The organism is Paenibacillus anseongensis (assembly GCF_009757995.1).
GTDB lineage: Bacteria > Bacillota > Bacilli > Paenibacillales > NBRC-103111 > Paenibacillus_E > Paenibacillus_E chondroitinus.
Window position 1 is genome coordinate 289,230 of record NZ_WSEM01000020.1, and the last position, 26,120, is coordinate 315,349.

The following is a 26,120-nucleotide window of genomic DNA, read 5'->3' on the forward strand; positions in this document are numbered from 1 at the left end:
CTAATTCGCATCATACCATGTAACCATCGGCCTAAATTCACCAACCACCACAGCGAACTTCCTTCAGCTATCTAACGAACGTTCAAAATCTAGGGGGTGACGATCATAGCTCTCGTCGTCAGGTCCACACTCAACGCGACTGGCGCGATCACGTTCACCGGAAACACACTTGGCTTAAGTCGCTCCGATACGGCAGGCCAACCGGGAACACAAGACAGCATCGGTGCTTTCACAACGGTGAATACCGCGCTGAAATTCGGAACGTATCCCGCAGGTACGACCAATCTCTACACCTCGAACAACTCAGCTGCCATTCTCACAATCCCTGCCGGAAGTACCGTGCTTTATGCAGAGCTGATCTGGGGCGGATCTTATATTAACGGCACTGTTGATCTGAGCGCTGTGATCAACAATCCGGTTTCGTTTACGACACCTGCAGCAACGTTTAGCATCACGCCTGATAATGCAACGAAAAATGAGTTTAACTTGGGCAGTGGTGCATTCGGCTATGTGCGCACAGCCAATGTCACGAATCAGGTGCAGCAAGGGATGGGCGGTACTTACACCGTAGGAAGCGTGCCTGGTACGATTGTCATTACCGGCGATCCGACAGCGAACCATTGCGGTTGGACACTCGCCGTTATCTACCAGAATACGAGCCTCCCTTTCCGAAACATGTCTTTGCGCGTCGGTGCCGTACTCGTACAGTCTACCTCTCCTCCTGTGAACACGACCATTACCGGATTTGCTACACCGGTAACAGGGACATTAGGCGGTAGAGCGCTGTTCAGTGCTCAGGAAGGTGATGCTAACCGTACGGGCGATCAGGCGTTATTCGGGCCTACAACGGCATCACTCGTCGCGTTATCCGGACCCAATAACTTTGCCGCTAACTTTTTTGCTTCCCAGATCAATAACGATGCAGGACAGCTTAACACCACAGGGACGTTCGGCTCACTCAACCAAATCAACGGAGCTCCCGGATCGAACATTAGCGGAGGCCGCCAAGGCTGGGACATTACGAACGTTGATGTCTCCGCACGGTTAACGAACAATCAATCCTCCGCCATCCTGCAATTAACAACCTCCGGGGATGCATATGTTGTCAATGCAAACGCCATTCAAGTTGATATTAACGCACCCAAAATTAGTGTGACCAAAAGCGCCAATGTAACCGGTGCGGTCGTAGGCGATACCATCACCTACACGGTAACGACCACCAACTCAGGGACGGCCAGCGCCGCCAGCATCGTATTGTCCGATGCCTTGCCAGCCGGTTCAACCTTCGTGCCAGGCAGTGTCATCGTAGCAGGCGTATCACAGCCAACCTACGATATTACAACAGGTGCGCCCCTTGGCTCCCTGGCCTTCGGCTCATCTATCACCGTATCTTATAGAGCTACGGTCACAAGTCTCCCGGATCCACAATCGCTGGCGAATACGGCGAATGCCGCCTTCACTTTCCAAAGCGTTGCAGGCGGTAATGTGATTTCAGGGGTCATTCCATCAAATACGGTGTCAACAACCGTTTATTCACCGAAGATTGCGATTGTGAAATCCGCAAGTACGGCGAACGGTTCTGTCGGGAGCACGGTAACCTATACCCTGCAGATTGCGAATACCGGGAATAGAAGTGCCGTCATGACCGTTACCGATAACATACCGGCGGGAACATCTTTCGTTACGAACAGCTTCAAAGTTAACGGAGTCACAGTTCCTGGCGCCAATCCGGTCACAGGTGTAAACATTGGCACTGTAGCAGCCGGCGGCACGTCAACGGTCACCTTTGATGTACTGATTAATTCCCTACCGTCTCCGCCGCAGCTCGTGAATACAGCGAATAGTACATACACGTTTCAACCGCCTGACGGTCGCACGATCTCGGGAACCGCCGGCTCCAATACCGTGACCATTCCCGTCCGTTTGCCAAGCGTCGGGGCTGTCAAAAGTGTTAATGTTGTCGATGCGGTTGTCGGAGATACCTTTACATACAGTACGGTGATTACGAATTCAGGGGTAGAAAGTGTGACGAATGTCATTCTCACGGATGCCATTCCCCAAGGCGCGACATTTGTAACCGGCACTGTCGTCGTTGGAGGAAGTTCGAGGCCAAGTGCAGTCCCTGGCGGCGGCATCGCCGTAGGTACCATAACGGCAGGCAACTCCGTGACCGTCACCTTCCAGGTCAATGTCGTTTCTTTACCCGCTTCTGGTCAATTGAGCAACCAAGCTTCTATCTCTTACAGCTCCGGCACTTTTACCGGAACAACCTTAACGAATACGATTACGACACCCGTGTTTCAAGCTGTTGTCTCTGTGACCAAGAGTGTGAATAGCACAAATGTCACCGTTGGGGCAACGCTGACCTACACGCTTCTGGTTCGCAATCAAGGTAATATCGCTGTTCAACCAACGGTCGTGGATACCATCTCGCCATCCACGACGTTTGTGATAGGCAGTGTTACAATAAATGGCGTTTCCAGTCCAAGCGCTAATCCTGCGCTTGGCATTCCGGTAGGATCTATTCCGCCTTCCGGCACAAGTGAAATCAAGTTTCAAGTCGTCGTGCAGAACCTGCCGTCTCCGCCAAGACTTCAAAATCAAGCAACGGCAAATTACACGTACCAACCGCCGGACGGACGCACGCTAAATGGCAGTGCCGTGTCAAATACGACGGATATTCCCGTATCCGCCCCCAATGTTGCCGTAACCAAATCCGTTAATCTAGCGTATGCAGCACTCGGTGAAACACTGATTTACACGCTCAACATTACGAACAGCAGCGTTGTTCAAGTAAGCAGCGTCACCCTGCAGGATTCTCTGCCGGCCGGGGTTACGTTCCAAGCCGGAAGCGTGACGATAGACGGTGTGCCAAGATCTTCAGCGGACCCGAATACCGGCTTCTCGGTGGGTAACATTGCGGCCGGCGCCACCACACAGGTTATTTTCCGGGCAACTGTCACTTCGGTTCCCACGCCAGCGCAGGCTGAGAATCATGCCAGTGTAAGCTTTAACTCCGGCGTTTTCTCCGGAGCGGCTTTCTCGAACAGCGTCATCACGCAAATTCAGCAGCCCATCTTATCCATTGTCAAAAGCTCCAACCTGACGCTGGCCGTTCTCGGCGATATTGTCGTTTACAAATTGGAGGTGGGCAATAGCGGCAGTTCTCCTGCCAATGTGACGTTAACGGATAACATTCCCGCAGGCACGACGTTTATCGTGAATAGCGTTATCATCAATGACGCCCCTCTGCCAGGCGTTGATCCTGTGAGCGGTATTCCGCTCGGCACGCTTGATGTGGGTGCAAAAAAAACCGTTACATTTGAAGCGACGGTAACTTCCCTGCCGACTCCGCAGCAATTGGTCGATCAGGCGAGCGCCTCCTACACCTTTACACTCTCAGATGGCCGAACGCTCTCTGGTTCCGGTCTTTCAAACACAGTAACCATACCTGTTTCAGCTCCTGACGTGAAAGTGATGACCACCAGCAATGTCAGCTCTGCCGTACAAGGAGATACCGTCACCTATACCATCGTCATTACCAATCAAGGCATCGAGAACGTCAACAATGTAATACTTACGAGCATTGCCGATCCGAGCACTTCATTTATTCCCGGAAGCGTCAAGGTGAACGGCACATCGCTGCCGAATGCCAATCCGTCGACCGGTATTCCAATCGGTACCCTGGCGCCTAACAGCCCGGCTACCGTGACTTTTGAGGTGAAAATCACAATGCCAACACCACAAATCATTAACCAATCTTCGGTCAGCTTCACATCGGGAACCTTCTCAGGCTCATCATCCTCCAACGATGTCATAACTCCCGTTACCCAACCGAATATCACGGCTGTTAAGACAGCCAACACGACCAGCGCAACTGTCGGCGACACGGTTCTATACAGCATCGTTGTGTCCAACACAGGCAACCTGGCAGGGAATGTTATTGTCACCGATACGATTCCTGCTGGAACCTCTTATGTAGCGAATAGTGCGCAAGTCGATGGGATGCCTCAGCCGGGCTCAGATCCCGTTGCAGGGATTAATGCCGGTTCCATCGCGCCAGGTACCTTTAAGACAGTAACCTTTTCGGTCTTAATTGAAACTTTGCCCAGCCCGCAAACAATCAGCAACATTGCTACGGCTACATACACGTTCACCCCGCCGGATGGCCGTATCATCACTCGTTCGGTTACATCAAATACCGTTACGTTCCCTGTTTCTTCGCCAAACGTAACCGTATCGAAAAGCACGACTTCTACGGCTTTAACCATAGGCGATACCATTACGTACAGCACGTCCATCATGAATAGCGGGATCGCCCCTGTCAACAATGTCATATTCACGGATCAAATTCCTGCAGGGGGCACATTTGTTCCTGGCAGTGTGGTCATCATTGGCGCTCCTCCGCCGGTTGTTCCTCCGAACCCGGCCACAGGCGTTCAGTTAGGCACGATTGCGGTCGGAGCAACGGTCACGGTGCTTTTCAACGTGCTCGTTACCTCTGTGCCGACTCCAGCACAATTAACGAACCAATCTGCCGTAACTTTCACATCAGGCGCGCTCTCAAGCACAACCTTCTCGAATCCGATAACAACACCTGTTTACCAACCTGTCATTGGTGTTCTAAAAGCCGGAAGCACTTCGAATGCAACGGTCGGGGACACCATCGTATACACGTTGAATGTTTCTAACACAGGTAACTATGCAGCTTCAGCCATCCTGACAGATACAATCCCAGCCGGCACCTCCTTTCAACCAAACAGCGTGTTCGTTGGAACGACGCCCGCTCCGGGAGCAGATCCTTCAACTGGGATTGATATCGGTTCCGTACAGCCAGGTGCCACGATTCCTGTCTCTTTTTCAGTCGTAATCGACAGCCTACCAAATCCACAGGTGCTATCCAACACCGGAACGGCTGCTTATTCGTTCACTCTGCCGGACGGCCGACCGTTCAACCGTTCCGCCACGTCGAATACCGTCACGATTTCCGTATCTTCGCCTGACGTCAAAGTGACGAAGAGCACAACCGTAACGGATGCCGTCGTAGGTGATATTCTTCCTTATACAATTGTCATTACGAATAACGGGATTGCGCCGGTTAACAATGTTGTTTTCTCGGATCCGATCCCATCCGGTTTAGCGTTTATTCCAGGCAGCGTCGTTATTGTCGGAGCGCCAACACCACCTGTGCCGCCAAATCCAATATCCGGGATTGCGCTTGGTACCATCGCGGCAGGCGGAACGGTTACCATCACGTTCAATGTCAGAGTCGTTGCTCTGCCTAATCCAGCACAGTTAAGCAACCAAGGTATCGTCAGCTTTACCTCCGGCGCCCTTTCGGCGGTTGCTTTCTCCAACACCATTACAACACCGGTTTATCAACCAATTCTTGCTGCAGCCAAATCGGCGAACTCCACCAATGCCACAATTGGCGATCTCATTATTTATACGGTAAATGTCAGTAATACTGGCAACTATGCAGCTAGCGTCAACTTAGTCGATCCAATTCCTAGTGGCGCTACTTTCCAACAGAACTCTGTTGTACTTAACGGAATCACCCAGCCAGGAGCTGACCCTACTACAGGCATTCCATTCACTGCACAACCCGGTGTTACTAACACGGTAACCTTTGCTGTTGTCATTACTTCGCTGCCGAATCCGCAAGTACTAACGAATACAGCTACGGCGAACTTCAGCTTTAGTCCGCCAGATGGCAGGGTGATTACAGGCTCAACGAATTCCAATACCGTAACCATCCCGGTATCCGCTCCGAATGTCACGGTTGGGAAATTGACAACCGCTACTGATGCCGTAGTCGGGGATACGATCACTTATTTCGCTAACGTGAGCAATAACGGCATTGCGGCCATCAACAGTGTTCAATTCTTTGATCAGCTTCCTAGTTCCACAAGCTTCGTTCCAGGCAGCGTTACGATCGATGGCACTCCGGCACTCACCGCTGATCCAACCAAAGGCATATCGCTTGGCACAATTCAGCCAGGCATATCCGTTGCCGTTTCTTTCAAAGTCACCGTTAACACCTTGCCGACATCTGGACTCCTTACGAATCAATCGTCCGTCAGCTTTACGAGCGGCGCCTTTGCCGCATCCGCCTTCTCCAACACCGTCATCGTGCCGGTCTATCAGCCGATTATCGCTGTCATCAAGAGCGCAAATACAACCAATGCTACTGTCGGCGATACGGTCGTTTACACGCTTACGCTTCACAATTCCGGGAATCTGCCTGCGGTTGCAACTGTCTTCGACACCATTCCGGCAGGAGCCGAATTTGTCCCTAATAGCGTAATTGTCGACGGTCAACTTCAGCCTGGCGCTAATCCAGCTACCGGTATCAATGCTGGAACAATTCCTCCGGGCGATACGATTACTGTGAAAATATCGTTGGCCGTCACCGTAGAATCCTTGCCGTCTCCACAGCAATTAGTGAACACAGCAACCGCCAATTACACCTATTCGCCGCCAGATGGTCGGGTACTGTCAGGTTCCGTTGCTTCCAACACGCTCGTGATTCCAGTATCCTCACCAAACGTTTCAGTAGTGAAAAGCTCCGATGTAATTGACGCAATCGTTGGCGATACGATTACGTACACAGTAATTGTCACCAATAACGGTATAGAAGCAGTCAATAATGTTGTTCTAACGGATCCAATCCCAACTGGAACTGTATTTGTCACAGATAGTGTAACGGTGAATGGCAGCGCTAGACCAGGCCAAAATCCAAGTACTGGCGTTCCACTCAACACCATTGCTGCAGGAGCATCTGTTACCGTTACTTTCGAGGTGACGGTCGTATGACGGCCGAATCCCAACCTCCCAAACATTTAATTAATCAATCTGTCGTCCGTTTCAGTTCAGGTAATTTGACTAGCCACGCCTATTCCAACACCGTAGATACCCCAGTGGTTGGTCCTGTCATTACGATTCGAAAAAGGGCGAATACTTCTGAAGCCGTGCTCGGTCAAGTCGTGACTTACACCTTGACAATAGCCAATAAGGGTAACTTGGATGCACAAGTTACCCTTTTTGACACCATGCCGGACGGGACTTCGCTAGTTCCTAACAGTGTCATCGTGGATGGCGTTCCCATGCCCATGGCCAAACCCGACAAGGGCATCTATGTGGGGACCATTCATATCGGCCAGCACATAGAAGTAAACTTCCAAGTGGTTATACTTCATCCATCTTCACAACTAAAAAATCAAGCAACAGCAACCTATACCTTCCATACAGCAGGAGGTAGATCAGCAACAGGGAGCTCAAAATCAAATACCGTCATCATTCCTTTCGAGGAAACGAAAATCAGCTTTAAGAAACACGCGGATAAACCTTATACTTTTGTCGGCGATACAGTCACCTTTCTATTCACCATCAAAAATGAAGGAAGCTATACGATTAACAAAATGCTTTTTATAGATCGACTGCCAACCAGCGTTCGTTTCGTTGCAGGCAGCGTAAAAATCGGGCATACTTCCTACCCGTCGGCAAATCCCGCGGATGGCATTTCACTGAGCGAACTGCCCGCGCATGAGACCCTTTCTCTACAGTTCCAAGTCACCGTTACTCATGCCCCCTCATCGGGACGCATCGTGAATGACGCGGAGCTTGTCTTACACCTCAGAGACCACAAGCAAAAAATGACATCCAACTCTATTTCATTGGAGGTTTACGATCCTGCGATTTCGGTTGTCGAGTCCGTCCTGCAGCCAAAGGCTACTCTGGGCGATACCTTGACCTACTCCTTAATCGTTGCAAACAAAGGCAACATTGCGGCCGAAATTTGGCTGTCCGACTTCATCCCTGAGGGCAGTTCCTACGTACTGGGAAGCTTGACAGTGAATGGAACTCCTTATGGCAATTCACTGTTATCCAGCTCTGTTTATGTCGGACAATTGCCGGCAAAAAACCAAATGGCAGTCACATTCCAAGTTACGGTCAACGCCGTTGCAATTTCCGCCGAACAGACCGAGCTAACCAGCCATACCGACGTGTTATTTAATTTCCGTCTGCCGGATGATCGAGTTGTCTCCGATCATGTGCTGTCCAATACGGTAAGTGTCGAATTGCTGCGGCCGATTGTAACCATCGTAATCTTTGCAAATCCTTTAATTGCCGAGCCTGAATCCACGGTCCATTACAGGATCCAAGTATCCAATTCAGGCAATCTTGCTGCAGGCAGCGTGTTTCTTCACGATTGGATTTCTCCCTTGACTACGTTGAACGCCGGTACCCTGCGAATCAATGGCACTCCCATGAACCAAATCCTGAGTTCATCTCAGCCTTTATCGCTTGGAGTCATCCTGCCTCAAGCCACATCCGAAATCACCTATTCTGCGACAGTAGTTCATAGACCGAATGCCAAACGCATTTCGCTAAGAGCATCTGCCAAATATGTGTATCAAGTAAATGACCCGGTTCATACGGGAACGGCATTGTCCAATGAAGTTGTTATTCGAATCGAGGAGGCGGAAGAATAAAAAAGCCGGGGCAACTATCTGCCCCGACTTTTTTATTTACGGTCATTGATCGCTTTAATCAGTTCAACCGGAATTTTCGGTTTCCGATCATACGTGAGCAAACCGTTAATTTCTTGTTCCACATCCGTTAATTGCGTATAGCAATAGCCTTGAACAACACCGGAGTTCAGAAGCGGACGAATGACGGCGCGCAGCTTTTGCTCGTAATCTTCATCGTTTTCTGCACCTGAGTAACCCCAGCCTTCCCACTCGCTTTTCTTATAAGCGATCCCGCCAAACTCAGTAACCAGAATCGGCTGATTCTCATAGGGGAAACCTTCGACAAACAGGCGGCGATTAGCCGGCATCGCATGAACGGCTTTCTCCTTGGTGCTGTAACGCTCTGTCAAGACCTCTTCCCGCCACTCATAATCGTGAATCGCGAACAAATCCGTTTTTACCAATTCCCAACCGTCATTCGAAATAACAGGACGCATTGAATCAATCGATTTGGTCAAATGATACATCGTCAACGCGTGCTGCTGCTGCCTTTTATCGATCTGGATATTGGGAACCCCCCAGCTCTCATTCAAAGGCACCCATGCAATAATCGATGGATGGTTGTAATCGCGATCGACAGAGGCTTGCCACTCTTTCGTAAACCGTTCTACATACTTTTCCGTGTACTCGTAAGCGTTAGCCGCTTCGCTCCAGACAACAAGTCCGAGTTGATCGCACCAGTACAGAAATCTAGGATCTTCCAGCTTCTGATGCTTACGTGCTCCGTTAAAGCCCATCGCTTTCGTCAGTTCCACATCCTGTTTGATCGCCTCATCACTCGGCGGCGTCAAGTTTCCATCCGGGAAATAACCTTGGTCCAGTACCATTTTCAGGAAATAAGGACGGTTGTTAAGACAAAGCTTACCATTCTCGATCGACACTTTACGCATCCCGAAATAGCTCGTCACCTGATCAACAGGTTGTTCATCAACCAGCAGTGTGAACTTCACGTCGTACAAATTCGGACGTTCCGGCGTCCACCAACCACCAAGTCCATGATCATTAAAATCATTCAGACGAACCGCTCTTGTCCCCACGCTGTCTTTCAACAAATATGTGTCCTCAGAAACAAGATTTCCTTTAAAAGAAATTTCAACCTTCACCTGCTGCTTCTCATGCGCTTTGGCGGCTTCAATGAAAAATTGCAATTCCACCTGCTTATTATCAATGTCCGGCGTAATTCTCACTTTATCTAAAAATGCATCGGCGCTTACCGCTTCCATCCATACGGTTTGCCAAATACCCGTTGTTCTCGTATAGAAAATGCTCGCTGAATCGGAGAGCCAGTATTGCTTCCCTCTAGGCAGCGTCACGTCTGTGCTGTAATCAACAGCCTTAACTACTAACTTATTCGTACCTGACTGAAGAGCATCGGTAATGTCCGCGTGAAACGGCGTATGCCCGCCTTCATGCGTAGCAACCAAAGTGCCGTTCACCCAAACGGACGCCTCATAATCAACAGCTCCAAAGTGGAGCAAAATCCGCTTATTTGCAAAGGAATCCGGAATCGCCAAATCTCTGCGATACCAAACAACATCATGAAAATCATTGCTGCCAATACCGCTTAATTTACTTTGAAAAGCGAAAGGCACTTGGATCCTTTTGGATAACGCCTTGTTCCCTAAATGCCACTTCTCTTTGCTGCCTACGCGGTCATCATCAAATTCAAATTCCCATTCGCCATTCAGGTTCATCCAGCTGTCTCGTACAAATTGTGGCCTTGGGTAATCTGCTCGGGGTTGATTCGTCATGGGTAACGCTACCTCCATAAAGTTAATTAATAAGTTAATTAAATAAGTCCATTGCAACTAAGACTATTATCATCCCAAGCTCATTTTCTGTCAATACATGTTATTCAATTAACTTGCAAGTTATTTTAAGTGAATGAGTGGCGTGCACATGACCTCCTCAGTCATGCGTATGATACATGAGTCCTTACCAATTTTACATGAGAACTGAGGGGGGCGGGTGTGCGCCGGTGCGGCACGGGTGGCGAGGGCGGCGGGCAGCGGTGCGACGGGGGCGGTGAGTGCGGCAAGTGTGGCGAGTGCCGCGGGGGCGACGAGTATGGCGGGTATGATGGGTATGATGGGTATGACAAGTGTATCGGGTGCTACGGGTGCAGCATGTGTCAGGTACACCAGTGTGCAGCGGGTGTAGGAGTACTGCGGGATAACCGTGCGAGTAGCGTGACATTCTACCGAAATCCTGCTAAGGGTTCGCTCAAGGGAACTGGAGGCCTCTATTTGAAGAGAAACACGTTGTTTCCTCTCTGAATGAGAACTACAGGACCTTATTCAGCCGTCATGCAATGTTTTTTGCAGGAAGTTGGCGAAATAGCGCCCTGTAGTTCTCCTGACACCTACAACATGCCCCCTTTCAGAAAAATAGCGCCCCGTGGTTCCCCAATAATTCCCTAACACGCCAACATAGCGCATGAAAAAAGGACGACACCGGAGAAGTCCCCTGCATCGTCCTCTTTCCTTAATCCATGTAACCGGCTAATCCATGTTTCATTAAGTAGGCCATTTCCGCTTCCAAAATGGTGTCCACCGCGAGCTCCGTCAATTTCACATCCGGCCTGCTCAGAATATGATCGATCAAATCGTCGCTGTCGATGTCCACTTCCCCTTTGGAACTTTGTTCAGCCTTCAAAATATACGCTTTCTCATATTTCAGCACGAGCTGAATTTGTTTGGCATCTGCTTTTGATTTTTCTACGATAAATTGGATAAGCTCTTGTTCGTTTAATTCCTTACTCATGACGGTTCATCTCCTAATGTCCTATTCGTGTCTATGACTATTGTAGCATAGTTGTCCCGCTTTTATTTTTTCCGTCAGCCTACACGTCTTGCCAGGCCCATGTTAACATAGAATGAGATGGAAAAACATACCTAAAATACGCACAACAAAGGGGGCTATCATGGATCTAGAATTACGAGTAGCCGCATTGGAAAAAAGAGTAAAAGAGCTCGAGTTGCTGCTGGACCATGTACTTAACCGACCAAATGCATCAGAATCTGAACGTACAGAGATATCAGCTCCTGCTATCGAGCATGCCCAGCCAGCTCCGCGCCCGCAACTCCAGCAAGAAACCGTGCCCGCAGTTCCCGCCAAAGAGCCCGCTCCCCCTAGAGATTGGGAGCACTTGATCGCCCGCGTCTGGCTGCCGCGCATTTTTATCATCGTTTTCCTGCTTGGCGTGCTCTGGGGGTTTACAGCCGCCGTAAGCGCCGGCTTCATTACAGAGCCTGTCCGCTGCCTACTCGGAGTTGTCGCAGCAGGTCTCATGTATTGGCAAGGGGAAGCGCAAATACGCCGCAAACGCACAGCATTGGGGCAAGTGCTGCTAGGCGGAGCGAGCGGGGTTCTGATCTTATCCCTTTTCGCTGCCCACATGCTGTTTGAGTTGATCCCGTCCTGGTTTGCTTTTGTGCTTTACATTGTTTCGATTGCAGCTAGTGTGTTCATAGCGATTCGCCATCGTTCACAAGCCCTCATGATTATTACCTTGCTTGCGGGTTATCTTGTTCCGTTCATGGTCGATTCTGCGCATCCAAATATGTGGATTTTCGCTGGCTATGAAGGTCTCTTTTCCATGGCTATGATGGTGTTATCGCTGCGCTATGCCTTCCGCGGTGCTTATTTCACAGCTTTTGGCGTACTTCATCTGCCATTGCTCATATCGACCCTGCTCAGCCATTCAGAGAGTGACAAACCGGCCGTGCTAACCGTTATCATCTTGCAGCACCTGCTCCTTTTCGGCATATCACTTCTGCGCTCGGAAGACAGCCGCATCGGACAGCGCATCACGTTGTTCTTAAGCTTTGGCCTCGTCGCAGCCTGGACATATGGTTTCTACGGCACTGCTGTCAACGATAGGCACGTCTATGAATGGATGCTCGCTCTGTGGTCGCTTTTGTACATCGGCACTTCCTCTTGGCTTTACTTGCAAAAGAGGGCCTTCTCCGTCCATGTATCCATCGCAACGTTCAGCATCTTTTTATGGCTGATTTTCGTCCTACATGCCGATCAAGCCGGATCAGCGCTGCTAGTCGAAGGCGGCATCGCGCTTTGCCTGGGTGTCCGCTTCCAAAGCAGGCTGCAGCAAATCAGCGGAGCTCTTACCTATTTTATCGGTATGCTATTTGTTCTCACCCATCCGATCCATGATATAGGTTCACATGAAACTTTTGCTTGGTTTGTGCTCGTGGCTACCATCGGCGGCCTTTATGCGTTCTATCGCTCTTCTGCTCAAAAAGGCCTTGCACCTTCACGCATCTCACTTCTTTTGCTATGGATGGCATTCATACTGCTCCTCATTTTCGTCTCACAAGTAACGAATGCCTTAACGAAGGCTCTCAATAGTGATTACCAACATCTCGTTCTCTCCGGTGTTTGGGCGATTTATGCGGTGCTCTTGATTGTCGCAGGACTATTTGTTCGAAAAGCAAAAGCAAATCTAATCGGCATCCTGTTCTTGTTTGTAACCCTGCTCAAAATTATTTTCATTGATCTGCCTGATGTGTCTACCGCCATTCGTGCGATCCTGTTTATCGGACTTGGGGCTATTGGCGTCGGGATTTCCAGGTTGTTTTATAAGCGTAAATAAACAAGCTATCATAGACGCAATCGAGAGGCCTTCATCTCCAATTATCTAGTGGAAATGAGGGTTTTTTTCGCTTTTTCAGGGACAAAATAGAATGTGAACTTTCCTTGAATTCATTGCATTACGTCTCAAAATAGCGTATATTCTACACTTGTGGTTATTTAAATTGAATATAATATGTATTTACTTACAAATAAATACATTCATACAGATGAAGAGGTGTATCGTTTATGACATTGAAACAAACAGCCGCAGGCGTGATCCTGCTTACAATGATGGTGACTGGAGCAGCTTGTTCCTCCGCACCAAAAAATACAGCTAGCCCGTCTCCAAGCGCAAGTGCAGCAGCTTCCCCACAAGCAACAGCGGAAACGCAGGATACGATCAACATGAAAGGCTACATCGGCGCTAGAATTTCTCAAGAGAAGGTCGGCTTCCTCTTCGGAGAAGCCAAATCCAAAGATGGCAAGCTGATTCTTAACCCTATCGCCGCTGATAGTAAAGAGAAAGCTGTAAAATTCCTTTCCAGCTACTTCGATGCAGCAATGGCTGATAAATTGGCAGCCCACTATTTGACGGAACAGCAAGCGGACGGAGCGATTGTAACGAACCCGACTTCCTTTTTCCCGACGAACCTGCTAGATACAACCAAAGCAGACGTTACATTTGACACGGCAAATACGGCGGATCAAGTCAAATTCACGACGAAAGACGGCGCCACTTATACAACGAAAAAAGTAAACGACAAATTCGTTATCTCCGACGTAGCGAAAAAATAAGCATATCGACATAAGACAGGCGAATCCGAGATTCGACCTGTCTTTTCTTTTCCCTGCTATTTCCACGGCACAGACGCGCTGTAGATGTGTATGACATTGGATCGATACCTTCTCCTAAATTGCACTTTTTGCAATCTAGCGGCATCATGACGGCCGATGCCGCCTTCTACGCTGTACAAAGTGCAACGTAGAAGACAGAATAGGGTGATTTTCGCGCTATTTTGATTGAATTCATTGTACTTTGTGCAATGAAGAGCCAGGTAGCGGCGTTTTAAGCGGTTGTATGTTGTACAAAGTACAACATACATAGACATCTAAGCAAGGGCCCATAGCAAGTGGCGGTCATGCCGAGTAAATGGAATTACTTGGCGCAAGGTGGCCAACCGCCAAGCTATGCTTACTTAGCGCGACACGCCACCCCTCATCAATAAAAAGAGACCCACAGCAACGGGCTGCGGGTCTTAAGATATATATATTTTAAAGGGGGTCGAGTTCTATTATAAGCCCGCTTCATTAAAGCCAGATGAATAACATATTTCTTTTTGATTACAAAATTAAGTTCAAATTGTAAAGGTAACGCCTTTATGGCACTTTTATGGTAAAAGGTACGATAAATACTTCATTCTGATGCTGAAATTGGCCCCAGATTTTATAAACGCCGCTCTTTGGGAAAATAATCGTGAAAGCTGCCGTAGGCCCTGAACCCTTCTGCTCATTCGGGTGGACATGGACATACTCCTTCGCATCGGCGCTGATGGCCACCACATGCCCCAAGCTGCCCAGATAGGGCTGCAGATCGGTGATCGGCTGTTTCGTCCGGGCATCCTTGATCGTGAAGATCATATCCAGCCCCATCCCCGCCATGAGGTGGTCGAATGCAAGCGTAACTTCCTTACCGCCCACCTCTTTCGTCAACGAGGTATCCGGTTGAAGAACCGTCATCTTCGGCTCTTTCCCCTTAATCGTGACCCAGTGCGTCTGCACCGTCTCTCCACTTCCCTGCGGGGTAAAATCAGCAATCAGCTGATAATAGCCACTGGCTGGGAACTTCGTTTTGACGGTGAATTGGCCTTGACCGACATGCTCCGGATGAAGATGATCAAAATAGGACAGATCCTTGCTCACCACGATCAAATGCATCAGCTTCTCATGCATGAGGTCGAAACGATCAATCGGTTTATTCCATTTATCCTGAATAAGAATCGTGATTGTCGCCTCTTCCCCCGGTATGTAACGATCCATGGCAACCGAGAAATGCGCAATGGCATCATCGCTGTGGGCATGTGTCGGCATGGCCTCCATATTCCCAGACATCTGCATCCCTGACATATCCATAGTCGTGTTTTGATTCCCACAAGCGGCTAAGAGAACAGCCAAACCCATGAGAAGGATGACAAGCTGCTTCATTGATTTCTTCCAGTCGTGAGCGGGGCCGTCAGCATGCTTAATCCCATCGAACAGAGGCCGCAAATAAAGATCGTGCCACCCCACAGCTCAGGAGACCAATCTAACGTGTGAAACAGGCGCAAATCGGTAAAATACAAGCTCCAGATAAGAACCGGCAGCAGGAAGAAAACGCCGCGATACTGCCACGCACCGGCTTTTTTTTCTTTGATCGATTTCAAAAGCAAATCACCGATTATCCCGCTAATGAGCAGAATCACGATAGAACCATAGTGCGAGAACCCATCCAGCACCGCCATCAATACCGCCTCAAACACAAAGAAATAGGTCACCGTTCCGAAAGGCAGCTTCCACCTTCTCATCACAAGCATAATTGGCAAAACGAGCAGCATCGTTGTAACGAGGAAATCCACAACCGCTTTAGCCACTGCGTCTTCTTCCCTTGCCATCCATAAATTCTGACGAAACGACCAGGCATACATAAGAAAAAAAGCCATCACGGCAAAGGTCAGCGCCACGGAAGTCAAGGCAGGCAGAAGCCGGCGAAAGCTGGGAGAAACGTCCTTCTCCGCAACACTCATCGCGCGATATGGGCTGGTCAGAATCATCAGCGCCCCGGTCAATAAAATCAGATGGGTCGGGCTTAAGAGCGCTTCAATATTTTTCTCAATGCCAAATATCGTATGCCATAACATATCCCCGATACCGCCGACAAAAAAGATGATGACACCGGCGACACCGAGCCTATATCCCGTAGGAATAGACGCTGCCCAAGTAGCATGATGGGCTTTTATTTTGTTCTGATAAGTAATGATAAGAATCCAAATGGCGCAGGCCAAATAACCGGAGTACAAAATCGCATGCCATGGCGTAAAAAAGGTCTCAACAGCCCCGTGATTATGGGCAAAGCCATCGATAAACAAGCCGACAATCAGCCACATCCCCATCACCATGGTGACGGCATGCTTGAAAATACCAACAGTACTCGGGGATTGCTTCACTTTCAGTTGTACCGACAAACGAATCAGCTCCCAACATTTGTCATGATTACCGTTCTATCATAACACAGCTAATCGTTTGATGAGACCCATACAACTCCTTTTTTCTGCAATTCGGTTAACCATTCCTTTGGAGCTGGCACATCACTGACAATGAGATCGATCTCTCTCAAATCTGCAATTTTGTAGAATTGCACGAGCCCGAACTTGGAGTGATCGCAGAGCACAATATTTTGCTTGGCATATTTCATCATTTTCTGCGTCAGTTGGCCTTTACTTTCTTCGAAGCCTGTAATTCCTTTGTCCAGCATCATGCCATCCACAGATAAAAACGCTTTATCCGCGTTGAAATTTTCCACCATCTTCTCAGCCAACAGGCCTGTGACCCTGGAATGCAGGGCATTCACTTTGCCACCAATTAAAAAGATGTCCCCGTTGAACAATCCTTTGTTTTTGTAGTCAATCAACAGGTACAGGGCAGGTATGGAGATCGTTAGAACTGTCAGGTTTTTCTTGTTCAGCAAATAATCAATGATATGCAAGGTCGTAGTGCCGTCATCGATGAAAATGACGTCATTATCCTCCACGAGGGTGGCTGCTGCACGTCCGATTTTCCGCTTCTCATCCGCGTACAGCACCTCTCTCTTCAAGTGTGACGGCTCGTCTCGGGACAAATTAATTTTGACCGCGCCGCCATATACCCGCTTCAGCTTATTTTCATCTTCCAACTCTTCCAAATAACGACGTATCGTCTCAGATGAAACATCCAGAGCTTCGACCAGCTCATTCGTCTTCACTTTGCCATCCAAATTCAACTGATTGAGAATATAATTCTTTCGCTCTTCACCAATCAAAGACATAAGGTTAGACCCTCCAATTTATGCATCACATTTTGCATGATAGGGCTTTACTTCGGCATTTGCCAAGCAGCCGTGCGCTTTTTTACCTTTTTTAAAATGAACTCATAAGACAAACGAACGATAATATTCGTTCCGACGATCAGGGTAGACATCGCCGCTGCGGCAGCTACGTCGCCTGCATCTTCCATATTCACTAAAGCGACAGCCGCAAGATTCATATCAGCAGCCCGGAGGAACACAACCGCAGACACCGTAACCATGGAATTCACGAAAAAGTACATGGCAATTTCGATAATGGCCGGAAGGGACATGGGCACTGTGACCCGCAAAAATGTTCGGTAGAAAGGAACGCGCATAGACTCCGAAACGAGTTCGAATTCCTTGTCCAGCTTTTTCAGCGCAGTCGTAGCCGTAATGAAGGGAACTGCGTAGAAATGTGTGATGTTCGCAAGCACGATAATCGCCATAGTGCCATAAATCCAATTCAGCGGATTGCTGGAATCATTAAAGAAGAAAATGTAGGCAAGGCCGATAACCATACCCGGAAGCGCAAGCGGTAAAATCGACAAAAAGTAACCGACTTGACGCAAGCCTTTCATCGATCTGGTTTTTTCAATTAAATAAGCAAAAACAAAAGTCATGATCGTCCCCACCACTGCTGTGATGAGTGAAACTTTCAGTGAATTCCAAAACGGTTCCAGACCTGACCCTGCCACACTGGAAAAATCATAATGTTTGAAGCTTAAACTGATATTGTACGGCCACACCTTCACTAAGGAAGCAAAAACAATTGTGAATAACGGCACCAAAATAGCAATCGAGACGATGATACAAAATGTACGATAAAATCTGTCCCGAGCTTGTCCTTCCGGTACTCGATAGGGCGTTGACTTGGAAGAGAGCAGCGAACGTTGTTTGCGCTCTACGAATCGGTCCACAGCAAAAGCAATAATGGCTGGAATCGTGAGCAGGATACCCACCGTCGCACCCATGGATAAATTTTGCTGGCCGATGACCTGTTTGTAAATATCCGTGGCAAGCACGTTAAACTTTCCGCCGATCGCCTGCGGAGCCCCGAAATCCGTGAAGCTGGCTGTGAAACAGACGAAAATGGCGCTGATGAGGCCGTATTTAACGGAGGGCAAAGTCACCGTAAAAAAGGTCTTCCATTTATTCGCGCCCAGCGATTCCGCGGCCTCATACAGTCGCTGATCGGTCATTGACAAAGCTGTGATAAAAATCAGAAAAGCTTGAGGAAATAAGTAAATGACTTCAGAGATGACGATCCCAACGGGACCATAGATCGGTATCCTTATACCAGGCAAGAGTCCGAAAAAACCGTGCGTAACCATGCCTTGATTCCCAAACAAATAAGTAAGCGCAATCCCATGCATCATCGTCGGTTGAAAAAGCGGCAATAACGCAATATAGCGGAAATAACTTTTGCCCCGAATAGCCGTACGGCTAATTCCATAGGCATACGCGAATGCGAGAACAACGGCAAGTACGGTAGATAAAACTGAAATCCAAATCGTGTTTGTTAACGATTGAAGCAAGGAAGGCGTAGAGAAGTATTGGACAAAGTTAGCCAATCCAATAAACTCCTCATTCTTATTTAGCAAAGATTTGCTGAATAAGAGGATTAACGGAATCAGAGTACTAGTTGTTAATGTGAGCACGAGCACGACAATCAACACATTTTGTAATGTAAAAAATGCTCCCAGGTGACGGCGGATCGGCGGATTCATGCTGACGATTCCCTTGTTCATTTAGGCACCTACCATAGAATCAGCTGGGAATGTGATCATCTTTTCCTGCGGGAATTCAACGAATACCTCGGCATGTTTGGCAAGCCTCAGTTGATGCGCAGCTTGTGAAGAGACATCAACTGCAAGGATTACATGCTGGTAACCAGAACCTGCTGTTGGCTGAAGCGTCACTCGGTAGAAAGCTCCACGGAACTCTACATGCTTGACAACCGCCTTCACTCCATTGCTTGATCCAGAGGCTGACAGGCGAATATGTTCGGGACGAATGGCAAGACTTCTACGCTGCGCTAGATTTCCTTGCTCCCCGTTTTCCAAGAAATTAATCGATCCGATAAAATCAGCGACAAATGCTGAATTCGGTGTTTCATAGACTTGTTCCGGCGTTCCCATTTGCACGACTTCGGAGTTTTTCATCACCACAATACGATCTGCCATCGTGAGCGCTTCCTCTTGATCGTGCGTGACCAACACGGTTGTAATGCCAAGCTTGTCCTGCAGCTCGCAAATTTGCTCGCGAAGTTTCACCCGAACTTTGGCATCTAACGCGGAAAGAGGTTCATCCAGCAGCAAGAAATCTGGAGACAGTACAATAGCACGAGCCAAAGCCACACGCTGCTGCTGTCCGCCGGACATTTGTGCCGGGTAGCGATCTTGGAGGTGCAGCAGATCCACTAAATTCAGGACTTCCCTTACCTTCTCGTCAATCTCTTTCTTCTTCAATTTCTTGCCCTGCAAACCATAAGCTACATTCTGATAAGCCGTGAGATTCGGAAAAAGCGCATACGACTGAAACACCATGCCGAAATTTCTTTTCGCTGGCGGCAGCTGGGTAATGTCCTTCCCGTCAACCGTAATCCGTCCTTGTGTCGGTTTTTCTAATCCTGCAATAATGCGAAGCAATGTTGTTTTACCGCAACCGCTTGGGCCTAATAAACAAATGAACTCATTTTTCTGAATATCAATATGAATATTGTTCAAAGCGCTGAAAGATCCAAATGTTTTATTTACCCCTTGAATGGACAAGTAAGCTTGTGTCATGATCAAGCAGCCTCCTTAGTCTTATTAGCTCTAGTATAAGTGTGATATGTTATCGCTTTGTAAAAAGGTTATAGAAAAAAGGCTGCTGCAAGCATGGTTCGCAGTCAGCCTTTTTCTAGGTTTGCCGTTTATTATTTGGGTTCGCTTTTCGCGTTGAAGCGCTTGTCCCACTCAGCTAGAACGCTGTCACGTTTTTTCGCAGCATCATTCAGATCATTTTTGATAAGTTGTTTCACTGGATCAACGCTGTAACCATCAGGGATTTTGGCAGAATCAGTTTTCACTGCAAGAATCGCATAGTTTTTGTTGTATTCTTTCATCACATCATCCGTAATCGCCCAATCCAAGAAGTCTTTCGCTACTTGTTTCACGACCTTCTTCTTCATCAAAGCATTAGCTTCAACGTCCCAACCGGAGCCTTCTTTCGGGAATACAACTTCAACCGGTGAACCTGCTTTCTTCTCTTGAATGCCGCGGTAACCAAAGGAAATACCAATTGGATATTCGCCAGTACCGGCTAATTTAGCAGGTTTGGAACCGGAGTGAACGTACATCGCAATGTTGTTATGCAATTTGTTCATATAATCCCATGCAGCGTCATTGCCTTTCAATTGAACCAATCCGGAAACGGTCAGGAAACCAGTCCCTGAAGACGAAGGATTCGGCATGGTGATCAGCCCTTTATATTCCGGCTTCACCAGATCCTCATAAGATTGAGGAATGGCCAGCTTGCGCTTCTCCATCTCAACTTTGTTCACGATGAACGCTGTTTCCCAAGCATCGATACCAACCCAGTGCGTTACTGCATTTTTGTCTTTAAAATCAGAAAGAATACGCTCTACGCCTTTTGGCGCGTAAGGCTCTAACATGCTGTTCTGGTCAAGAACGAGCAAGCTTGTTGCCGCTAAGCCCCATACAACATCTGCTTGTGTATTGTCTTTCTCAGCAAGTAATTTCGCTGTTACAATTCCCGTGGAATCACGAACAATGTTGACTTTTACATCCGGATATTTCGCTTTGAAAGTCGTGAGATAAGTTTTGATTTGATCATCTTCCAAAGCCGTGTAAACCGTTAGATCCTTGCTTTTTGTATCCACTGTTACATCTGCGTTTGCGCTTGCTGCTGGAGCAGCACTTGTCTTTGCTCCGTCTGTACCAACCGCTTTCCCGCCGCAAGCCCCTAACATTAAAGCAACTGTCAACAACGCTACTGCACTTCCCAATGATTTCTTCATCTTCTTACTCCCACCTTCATTCGAATTATCGGTTTGACTATCTATCACCTGATAAATATTAGTATAATTTAGAATTGTAAAATCAGTATTAAATGCACGTAAAATATTTGTATTTATATTTTATTTGTTGTTTTTAAGTTGTTTTCCAGAAAGACTGTCTTTCAATGCCTTGCAACAGACGTTCAATGTCGGACCCATGAATATCGCCAATGTTACCGATTCGGAACGTAGCCGCGGCTGTTATTTTGCCTGGGTAGATAACAAAGCCTTCTTGTTTAATGCGTGCATAGAACTCATCAAAGGAAAACACAGGCGAATCCGGATATAAGAAGGAAGTAATGATCGGTGACTGCAGCTCAGTCGGAAGCAAGGGCTGCAGCCCCATCCGCTGCATGCCGGCAACCAACGTTTGTTGGTTACGGGTGAATCTTTCGAATCTGCGCGCAACGCCGCCTTCTTCCTCCAGCTCTTGGAGCGCTTGATCAAATGCCCTAACGGTATGCGTTGGCGATGTATAACGCCATTTGCCGTTACCTTGCTCCATAGTCTCCCACTGATCGTAGAGATCTAATGATAAGGAACGTGCTACTCCTTTGCATTTGAGCAGTGATTCTTTACGCGCAATGATAAAACCAAAACCAGGCACGCCTTGAATGCATTTATTGGCGCTGCTAATTAAATAATCGATGTCCAGTTCCGCGATATCAATCGGGATACCGCCAAAAGAGCTCATCGCGTCGAGAATCAGCGTTTTGCCGTATTGCTTGGCAATGCGGGCAACGTCAGCGATCGGATTCATCATCCCCGTCGTAGTTTCCACATGAACAACCGCCACGTGCGTGATCGACGAATCCACCTTCAGCACTTCCTCCAGCTGCTTAACATTCACCGGCTTCGTTTCCCCCGCATCCAGAACGATCGAGTAGATGCCGAGGACTTCCGCTATTTGGGCAATTCGTTTGCCATAAGCTCCGTTAGCCAAAACAAGCAGCTTACCGTCTTTCGGAATCACAGATCCAATGACCGATTCAACACTGAACGTTCCGCTTCCCTGCATCAGCACGGTTGTGTAATGATCCGGTTTGCTCGAAGCCATTGTCACTAATCGGCTGCGGATCGACTGGACGAGTTGATTATAATCTTGGTCCCATGTGCACCAATCGCGCAGCATCGCTGCTTTTACTTTTTTACTCGTAGATAGAGGACCTGGTGTAAGCAGTAAATAAGGGTTATCCGGCAATTGATTCATCGTTGCTGTCATGGACGTTCACCTCTTTGAAGTTTTTGATTAATAACCGGAATAAGCTGATCCAGCTCGCCAATGGTTTGAATGACATAATGAGCGCCTTCTTCTTGGAACTTAGCCGTGACTGCTTCTACGCGCGCTTTTAGAATTTCAGGATCACAAGCTTCCACTTCCACTTCATTCATGCCCAGTTCACTGCTTCCTAGCACCACACCAATTGTCCAAGTGCCGGCGTTGACGCCTTCCCTTATATCGCTGACCGTATCGCCCACCTTCATTACGTTGTACATGGGATACACGTTCAGAGCAGCCGCGTTCTCGTAGATCATCCAAGGATATGGACGTCCTGCGGGCACATCATTCGGGGTAACCAAGTGGTCCGGCGCATACCCGCGCTTTTTCGCTTCGACCGTGACGATCGCCATCATCTCAGCCGTGTACCCCGTTGTGGAACCGATTCGAAGGCCATTTTGACGTAAACGTTCTACGAGTGCAAGCGCACCAGGGACCGGTTCAGCATATTCATGGACTACAGCTAGCATCATGGGTTCAAAATCTGCATAAAGTGCGTCAACGTCCGTTTCCTGCGGCAATTGACCATAGCGTTCAAGCCATAAGCCGGCGACACGTTCCATTTTTAAAATTTCGCTGATATGATCGCGTTTGAGAAGTCCCATCGGCGCTCTTGCTTCTGACAAGGTAATAGCAATCTCTCTTTTTCTGAAGACCTCCATAAATACGTTAAGGGGAGCAAAACATCCATAATCCACCATCGTCCCTGCCCAATCAAAAACAACTGCCTGTATCATTGAAACCCTCCTGTTTGACTGTTTTACTTGTTATTCGAGCACCTTTTGTTGGTTTTGGTTGCGTCTATAGGTACATAATAACCCGCATTTGTAATCGCAGCGTTAAACGCGTGTAAAATTTGTGTTTTTAATTTGATTTAATTTGATTTAATTTGCATTAGAGGTTTCTATTCTCCGAATTTGAAGTCCGCCTATCAGTTTTCTGTTGACTTCCTTGTTATTATGTTGGAAATTAAGGATAGGACACTGGGAGGGATCATAGAAATGAAGCCGATCAAAGCGATTATTTTCGATTTGGATAATACGTTATTGTGGGATGAAAGAAGTATCCAGGAAGCATTTGAGGCGACTTGCGAGGCAGCGGCAGCTTCCGTAAACGTAAACCCGTCCGAATTAGAGCACGCGGTGCGCGCATTATCGGAACGTTTATTTGAGGAAATGGCCTGTTATGACTATGCTAAAATGATTGAAGTCACCCATTTGGAAGCGCTGTGGGGAAGATTTGATGCAAAAGAGCATCCTGCCTTTCTGGAACTGGGCCAATTAGCCCCAGAGTATCAAAAAAGCGCGTGGACGCAGGGCCTGCTCCAACTAGGCGTTAACGATCCGGAGTTAGGCGCAACGCTAGCGCTGAGGTTTGCTAAGGAGCGTCGGGAGCGTCCATTGGTGTATGAAGCCACTTTCGAAGTATTAAAGGCTTTGCGACCGAAGTATCAGCTGCTTTTGTTAACGAATGGCGCGCCTGACCTGCAGCAGGAGAAGGTAGATAGTATTCCGGGGCTGGCGGATTACTTTGATCATATCTTGATTTCCGGTACCTTTGGCCGCGGGAAGCCTGATCCGTCTATTTTTGAGCACGCTTTGAAGCTGCTCGGTGTCACGGCGGAAGAAGCACTTATGGTCGGTGATAATCTGGATACCGATATCAAAGGGGCTTTAGCGATAGGCATGCGAAATGTTTGGATCAATCATCATCAGCGGACGGCGCCGCCGCACAACTTGCCGAGCCATGAAATCGCTGCATTAGTGGAGCTCCTAGATATCGTGCAGCCATGAAAAAGGACTTTCTCAACAAGGTCTAGTGTGACCTTATTGGGAAAGTCCTTCTTATATGCCCGCCGATGATTCATACCTCGGGCAGATTCAATTCCTTGCTGTTGCTAAGCCCATCATACAGCGCCTGCTGCCTGAGCACCTTATAAAGCTCAGCCTTCGTCGAGTGATCATAAGGCATGACAAACAGAACGCCGATGCCAAGTGCCAGGAAACCTAGGATATACCATCCAAGAAAAGAGAGGTCCAGTACGAACATTTTCCATTTATGTCCGTTCGTCATCCGATTGCTAAGCTCAACCGCCCTCTTCGTGCCAATCCCCGGATTGTCTCCCAGAAGAAAGGGCACCATGCTGTACGCATAACCTTTTACAAATCCCGGAATAATCAGCAGCCAAAACCACAGAAAGTTGAGAAAGTTTTTCCAAAACATTCCCTTGACAATAGCTAGATACCTGCCTTTTTGAAACGAGTAGACCAGATAATTCATATTCACATCTTCAGAGGCAGCCTGTTTAAAATATTGCATAACGCTTACTTCGAAAGGCGCTGTAACAAAAACATGAAACGCGATGGATGCAAGGATAAGGAAGATAAATAACAAGATCGCTCCAACAACGACGGCAACAAATACCGGGCTGTTATAAAAATCGGTCCAACTGTCGTGACTGCCGGTCAAGGGAAATTTGACCGAAGTCCCGCCGTTCGAATTGAAGGAACAGCTCGACACCCCTCCGCTCAGCACCGCTAGCAGCAGGCTTACGAGAAAAGCCTTCCAGTAGGACGTTCGCAAGACTTGCTTGGCTCGTCCCTTTAGTTCACTACGCGTCCAGTCCAAGAAATCACCATCCAATTTCCACATATTTACTAACTATCCTACAACAGAATGTCCAAAAGTAGAACCCTACCTGACAACGAAAAAAGGCACCCGCAGGCGCCTTCTCATCCTTAAAGAATTTTATATTCCGGTTTCACCTTTGTGAAATGCGGGTTTTTCCCTGTGACCATGAGGCCCATGCCCCAGTCAAAATGCGTATTCTCCGTCGGGAAATCGCTCGGATCCCGATACTGGAACAACACGTTCCGTCTTGTTCGGGAACTCCGATTGGATTCCGAGCCATGAATCGTCAAGTAGTTAAAGAACAGCACATCGCCGGCTTCAGCCACACAAGGCGTGCCTTCTTTGACGGGATACTCTTTGTGGTTCAAGTAATGCTGACCCACGTGCGGTATGCTGCCTGAGCGGTGCGAGCCCGGAATTACTCGCAGGCAGCCGTTCTCCTCATCCGCATAATCCAAATGCACGCTTGCAGCAAGCATCGTATGTTTCTCATGCGGAAAGTAAGGGTGATCCTGATGCATAGGGAAGGCTGCACCATTTTCCGGCGGCTTCACGAGCATTTTGGAATGATGCAGCTGCACGTTTGGTCCAATGATTTGCTGCAGCACAGCCGCCATATTGGGATGAATCACAGCGCGCATAAACGCAGCATCGTGATAGTGCACGTCGTGGAAGCCTTTTAAAACCAGCTTCTTCAGCTCTTCCGGTGGAAGGAAATCCCCCCTCCATTGATCATTACGGTCTGCTTTGGCCTCAGCGGCACGAATAATAATTTCTTCTACAGCTTGCCTCATTTCCTCTACTTCTTGCTGATTGAATACCCCTTTAACAAGCAAATACCCATTTTCTTTATAAAATTCTACATCCTCACGAGTAATCACTATTCATTCCTCCATCATTGAAGTTGATTATAAACCGCTTTCTTATCTATAATTATAAGGAATG

Annotated in this window: 18 protein-coding genes; 6 read left to right on the plus strand and 12 right to left on the minus strand. The window is 48.0% G+C overall.

The window, feature by feature from the left end:
- The first annotated feature begins 105 nt into the window (after nt 1-105).
- Nucleotides 106-6,816, plus strand: coding sequence for a DUF7507 domain-containing protein (locus GON05_RS25075; protein ID WP_458351858.1), 6,711 nt, complete (start codon nt 106-108; stop codon nt 6,814-6,816).
- On the plus strand, nt 6,813-8,495 hold the full coding sequence (locus GON05_RS25080) for a DUF11 domain-containing protein (protein WP_157322903.1): 1,683 nt from the start codon (nt 6,813-6,815) through the stop codon (nt 8,493-8,495). Before GON05_RS25075 ends, GON05_RS25080 begins: the two co-directional genes overlap by 4 nt.
- Before the next feature lie 32 nt (nt 8,496-8,527).
- Here GON05_RS25080 and GON05_RS25085 read toward each other — a convergent pair whose 3' ends face one another.
- The gene (locus GON05_RS25085) at nt 8,528-10,285 is read right to left on the minus strand and encodes a glycoside hydrolase family 2 protein (protein ID WP_157322905.1); all 1,758 of its coding nucleotides are present in this window, start codon (nt 10,283-10,285) and stop codon (nt 8,528-8,530) included.
- Nucleotides 10,286-10,502: 217 nt separating this feature from the next.
- On the opposite strand from GON05_RS25085, the gene GON05_RS25090 reads away from it, so the two are divergent.
- Nucleotides 10,503-10,694, plus strand: coding sequence for a hypothetical protein (locus GON05_RS25090; protein WP_157322907.1), 192 nt, complete (start codon nt 10,503-10,505; stop codon nt 10,692-10,694).
- Nucleotides 10,695-11,018: 324 nt separating this feature from the next.
- Here the strand turns inward: GON05_RS25090 and GON05_RS25095 are convergent, their stop codons facing one another.
- Nucleotides 11,019-11,297 (minus strand): hypothetical protein, encoded by a 279-nt coding sequence (locus tag GON05_RS25095; RefSeq protein ID WP_157322909.1) that lies wholly within the window; start codon nt 11,295-11,297, stop codon nt 11,019-11,021.
- A gap of 160 nt (nt 11,298-11,457) precedes the next feature.
- On the opposite strand from GON05_RS25095, the gene GON05_RS25100 reads away from it, so the two are divergent.
- Complete coding sequence (locus GON05_RS25100; RefSeq protein WP_181646709.1) at nt 11,458-13,146, plus strand: DUF2339 domain-containing protein; 1,689 nt, start codon at nt 11,458-11,460, stop codon at nt 13,144-13,146.
- Between the two features lie 227 nt (nt 13,147-13,373).
- On the plus strand, nt 13,374-13,922 hold the full coding sequence (locus GON05_RS25105; RefSeq protein WP_127457445.1) for a hypothetical protein: 549 nt from the start codon (nt 13,374-13,376) through the stop codon (nt 13,920-13,922).
- Nucleotides 13,923-14,504: 582 nt separating this feature from the next.
- Here the strand turns inward: GON05_RS25105 and GON05_RS25110 are convergent.
- From GON05_RS25110 to phnX, 8 genes are all read right to left on the minus strand, one after another.
- Entirely contained in the window at nt 14,505-15,329 is an 825-nt protein-coding gene (locus GON05_RS25110; RefSeq protein WP_157322912.1) for a hypothetical protein, read from the minus strand.
- A complete protein-coding gene (locus tag GON05_RS25115) occupies nt 15,326-16,345 on the minus strand; it encodes a hypothetical protein (RefSeq protein WP_157322914.1) in 1,020 nt (339 codons plus the stop codon). Before GON05_RS25115 ends, GON05_RS25110 begins: the two co-directional genes overlap by 4 nt.
- A 50-nt stretch (nt 16,346-16,395) precedes the next feature.
- Entirely contained in the window at nt 16,396-17,184 is a 789-nt protein-coding gene (locus tag GON05_RS25120; RefSeq protein WP_157322916.1) for a DeoR/GlpR family DNA-binding transcription regulator, read from the minus strand.
- A 47-nt stretch (nt 17,185-17,231) separates the two neighbouring features.
- Complete coding sequence (locus GON05_RS25125) at nt 17,232-18,953, minus strand: putative 2-aminoethylphosphonate ABC transporter permease subunit (protein ID WP_157322918.1); 1,722 nt, start codon at nt 18,951-18,953, stop codon at nt 17,232-17,234.
- Complete coding sequence (locus GON05_RS25130; RefSeq protein WP_157322920.1) at nt 18,954-19,991, minus strand: putative 2-aminoethylphosphonate ABC transporter ATP-binding protein; 1,038 nt, start codon at nt 19,989-19,991, stop codon at nt 18,954-18,956.
- 131 nt (nt 19,992-20,122) lie between these two features.
- Nucleotides 20,123-21,226, minus strand: coding sequence for a putative 2-aminoethylphosphonate ABC transporter substrate-binding protein (locus GON05_RS25135; RefSeq protein ID WP_157322922.1), 1,104 nt, complete (start codon nt 21,224-21,226; stop codon nt 20,123-20,125).
- Nucleotides 21,227-21,359: 133 nt separating this feature from the next.
- Nucleotides 21,360-22,466: a 2-aminoethylphosphonate--pyruvate transaminase gene (phnW, locus tag GON05_RS25140; protein WP_181646730.1), complete on the minus strand. Its 1,107-nt coding sequence runs from the start codon at nt 22,464-22,466 to the stop codon at nt 21,360-21,362.
- A 17-nt stretch (nt 22,467-22,483) separates the two neighbouring features.
- A complete protein-coding gene (phnX, locus tag GON05_RS25145; RefSeq protein WP_157322924.1) occupies nt 22,484-23,281 on the minus strand; it encodes a phosphonoacetaldehyde hydrolase in 798 nt (265 codons plus the stop codon).
- A 264-nt stretch (nt 23,282-23,545) separates the two neighbouring features.
- Here phnX and GON05_RS25150 point away from each other — a divergent pair, with 264 nt between their 5' ends.
- A complete protein-coding gene (locus GON05_RS25150) occupies nt 23,546-24,337 on the plus strand; it encodes an HAD family hydrolase (protein WP_157322926.1) in 792 nt (263 codons plus the stop codon).
- 70 nt (nt 24,338-24,407) lie between these two features.
- On the opposite strand, the gene GON05_RS25155 is transcribed toward GON05_RS25150, so the two are convergent.
- Together GON05_RS25155 and GON05_RS25160 are read right to left on the minus strand one after the other, a co-directional pair.
- Nucleotides 24,408-25,196 carry a DUF975 family protein gene (locus tag GON05_RS25155; RefSeq protein ID WP_157322928.1) on the minus strand — a complete coding sequence of 263 codons (789 nt, stop codon included), beginning with the start codon at nt 25,194-25,196 and terminating at the stop codon, nt 24,408-24,410.
- Nucleotides 25,197-25,282: 86 nt separating this feature from the next.
- A complete protein-coding gene (locus GON05_RS25160; protein WP_127457435.1) occupies nt 25,283-26,056 on the minus strand; it encodes a phytanoyl-CoA dioxygenase family protein in 774 nt (257 codons plus the stop codon).
- Nucleotides 26,057-26,120 lie beyond the last annotated feature (64 nt).

What these genes read in the sequence shown, in the direction of transcription:
- GON05_RS25080 (WP_157322903.1), top strand. Translation starts at nt 6,813, where the DNA reads ATGACGGCCGAATCCCAACCTCCCAAACATTTAATTAATCAATCTGTC.
- GON05_RS25085 (WP_157322905.1), bottom strand. Translation starts at nt 10,285, where the DNA reads ATGACGAATCAACCCCGAGCAGATTACCCAAGGCCACAATTTGTACGA.
- GON05_RS25095 (WP_157322909.1), bottom strand. Translation starts at nt 11,297, where the DNA reads ATGAGTAAGGAATTAAACGAACAAGAGCTTATCCAATTTATCGTAGAA.
- GON05_RS25100 (WP_181646709.1), top strand. Translation starts at nt 11,458, where the DNA reads ATGGATCTAGAATTACGAGTAGCCGCATTGGAAAAAAGAGTAAAAGAG.
- GON05_RS25105 (WP_127457445.1), top strand. Translation starts at nt 13,374, where the DNA reads ATGACATTGAAACAAACAGCCGCAGGCGTGATCCTGCTTACAATGATG.
- GON05_RS25110 (WP_157322912.1), bottom strand. Translation starts at nt 15,329, where the DNA reads ATGAAGCAGCTTGTCATCCTTCTCATGGGTTTGGCTGTTCTCTTAGCC.
- GON05_RS25120 (WP_157322916.1), bottom strand. Translation starts at nt 17,184, where the DNA reads ATGTCTTTGATTGGTGAAGAGCGAAAGAATTATATTCTCAATCAGTTG.
- GON05_RS25125 (WP_157322918.1), bottom strand. Translation starts at nt 18,953, where the DNA reads ATGAACAAGGGAATCGTCAGCATGAATCCGCCGATCCGCCGTCACCTG.
- GON05_RS25130 (WP_157322920.1), bottom strand. Translation starts at nt 19,991, where the DNA reads ATGACACAAGCTTACTTGTCCATTCAAGGGGTAAATAAAACATTTGGA.
- GON05_RS25135 (WP_157322922.1), bottom strand. Translation starts at nt 21,226, where the DNA reads ATGAAGAAATCATTGGGAAGTGCAGTAGCGTTGTTGACAGTTGCTTTA.
- phnX (WP_157322924.1), bottom strand. Translation starts at nt 23,281, where the DNA reads ATGATACAGGCAGTTGTTTTTGATTGGGCAGGGACGATGGTGGATTAT.
- GON05_RS25150 (WP_157322926.1), top strand. Translation starts at nt 23,546, where the DNA reads ATGAAGCCGATCAAAGCGATTATTTTCGATTTGGATAATACGTTATTG.
- GON05_RS25155 (WP_157322928.1), bottom strand. Translation starts at nt 25,196, where the DNA reads ATGTGGAAATTGGATGGTGATTTCTTGGACTGGACGCGTAGTGAACTA.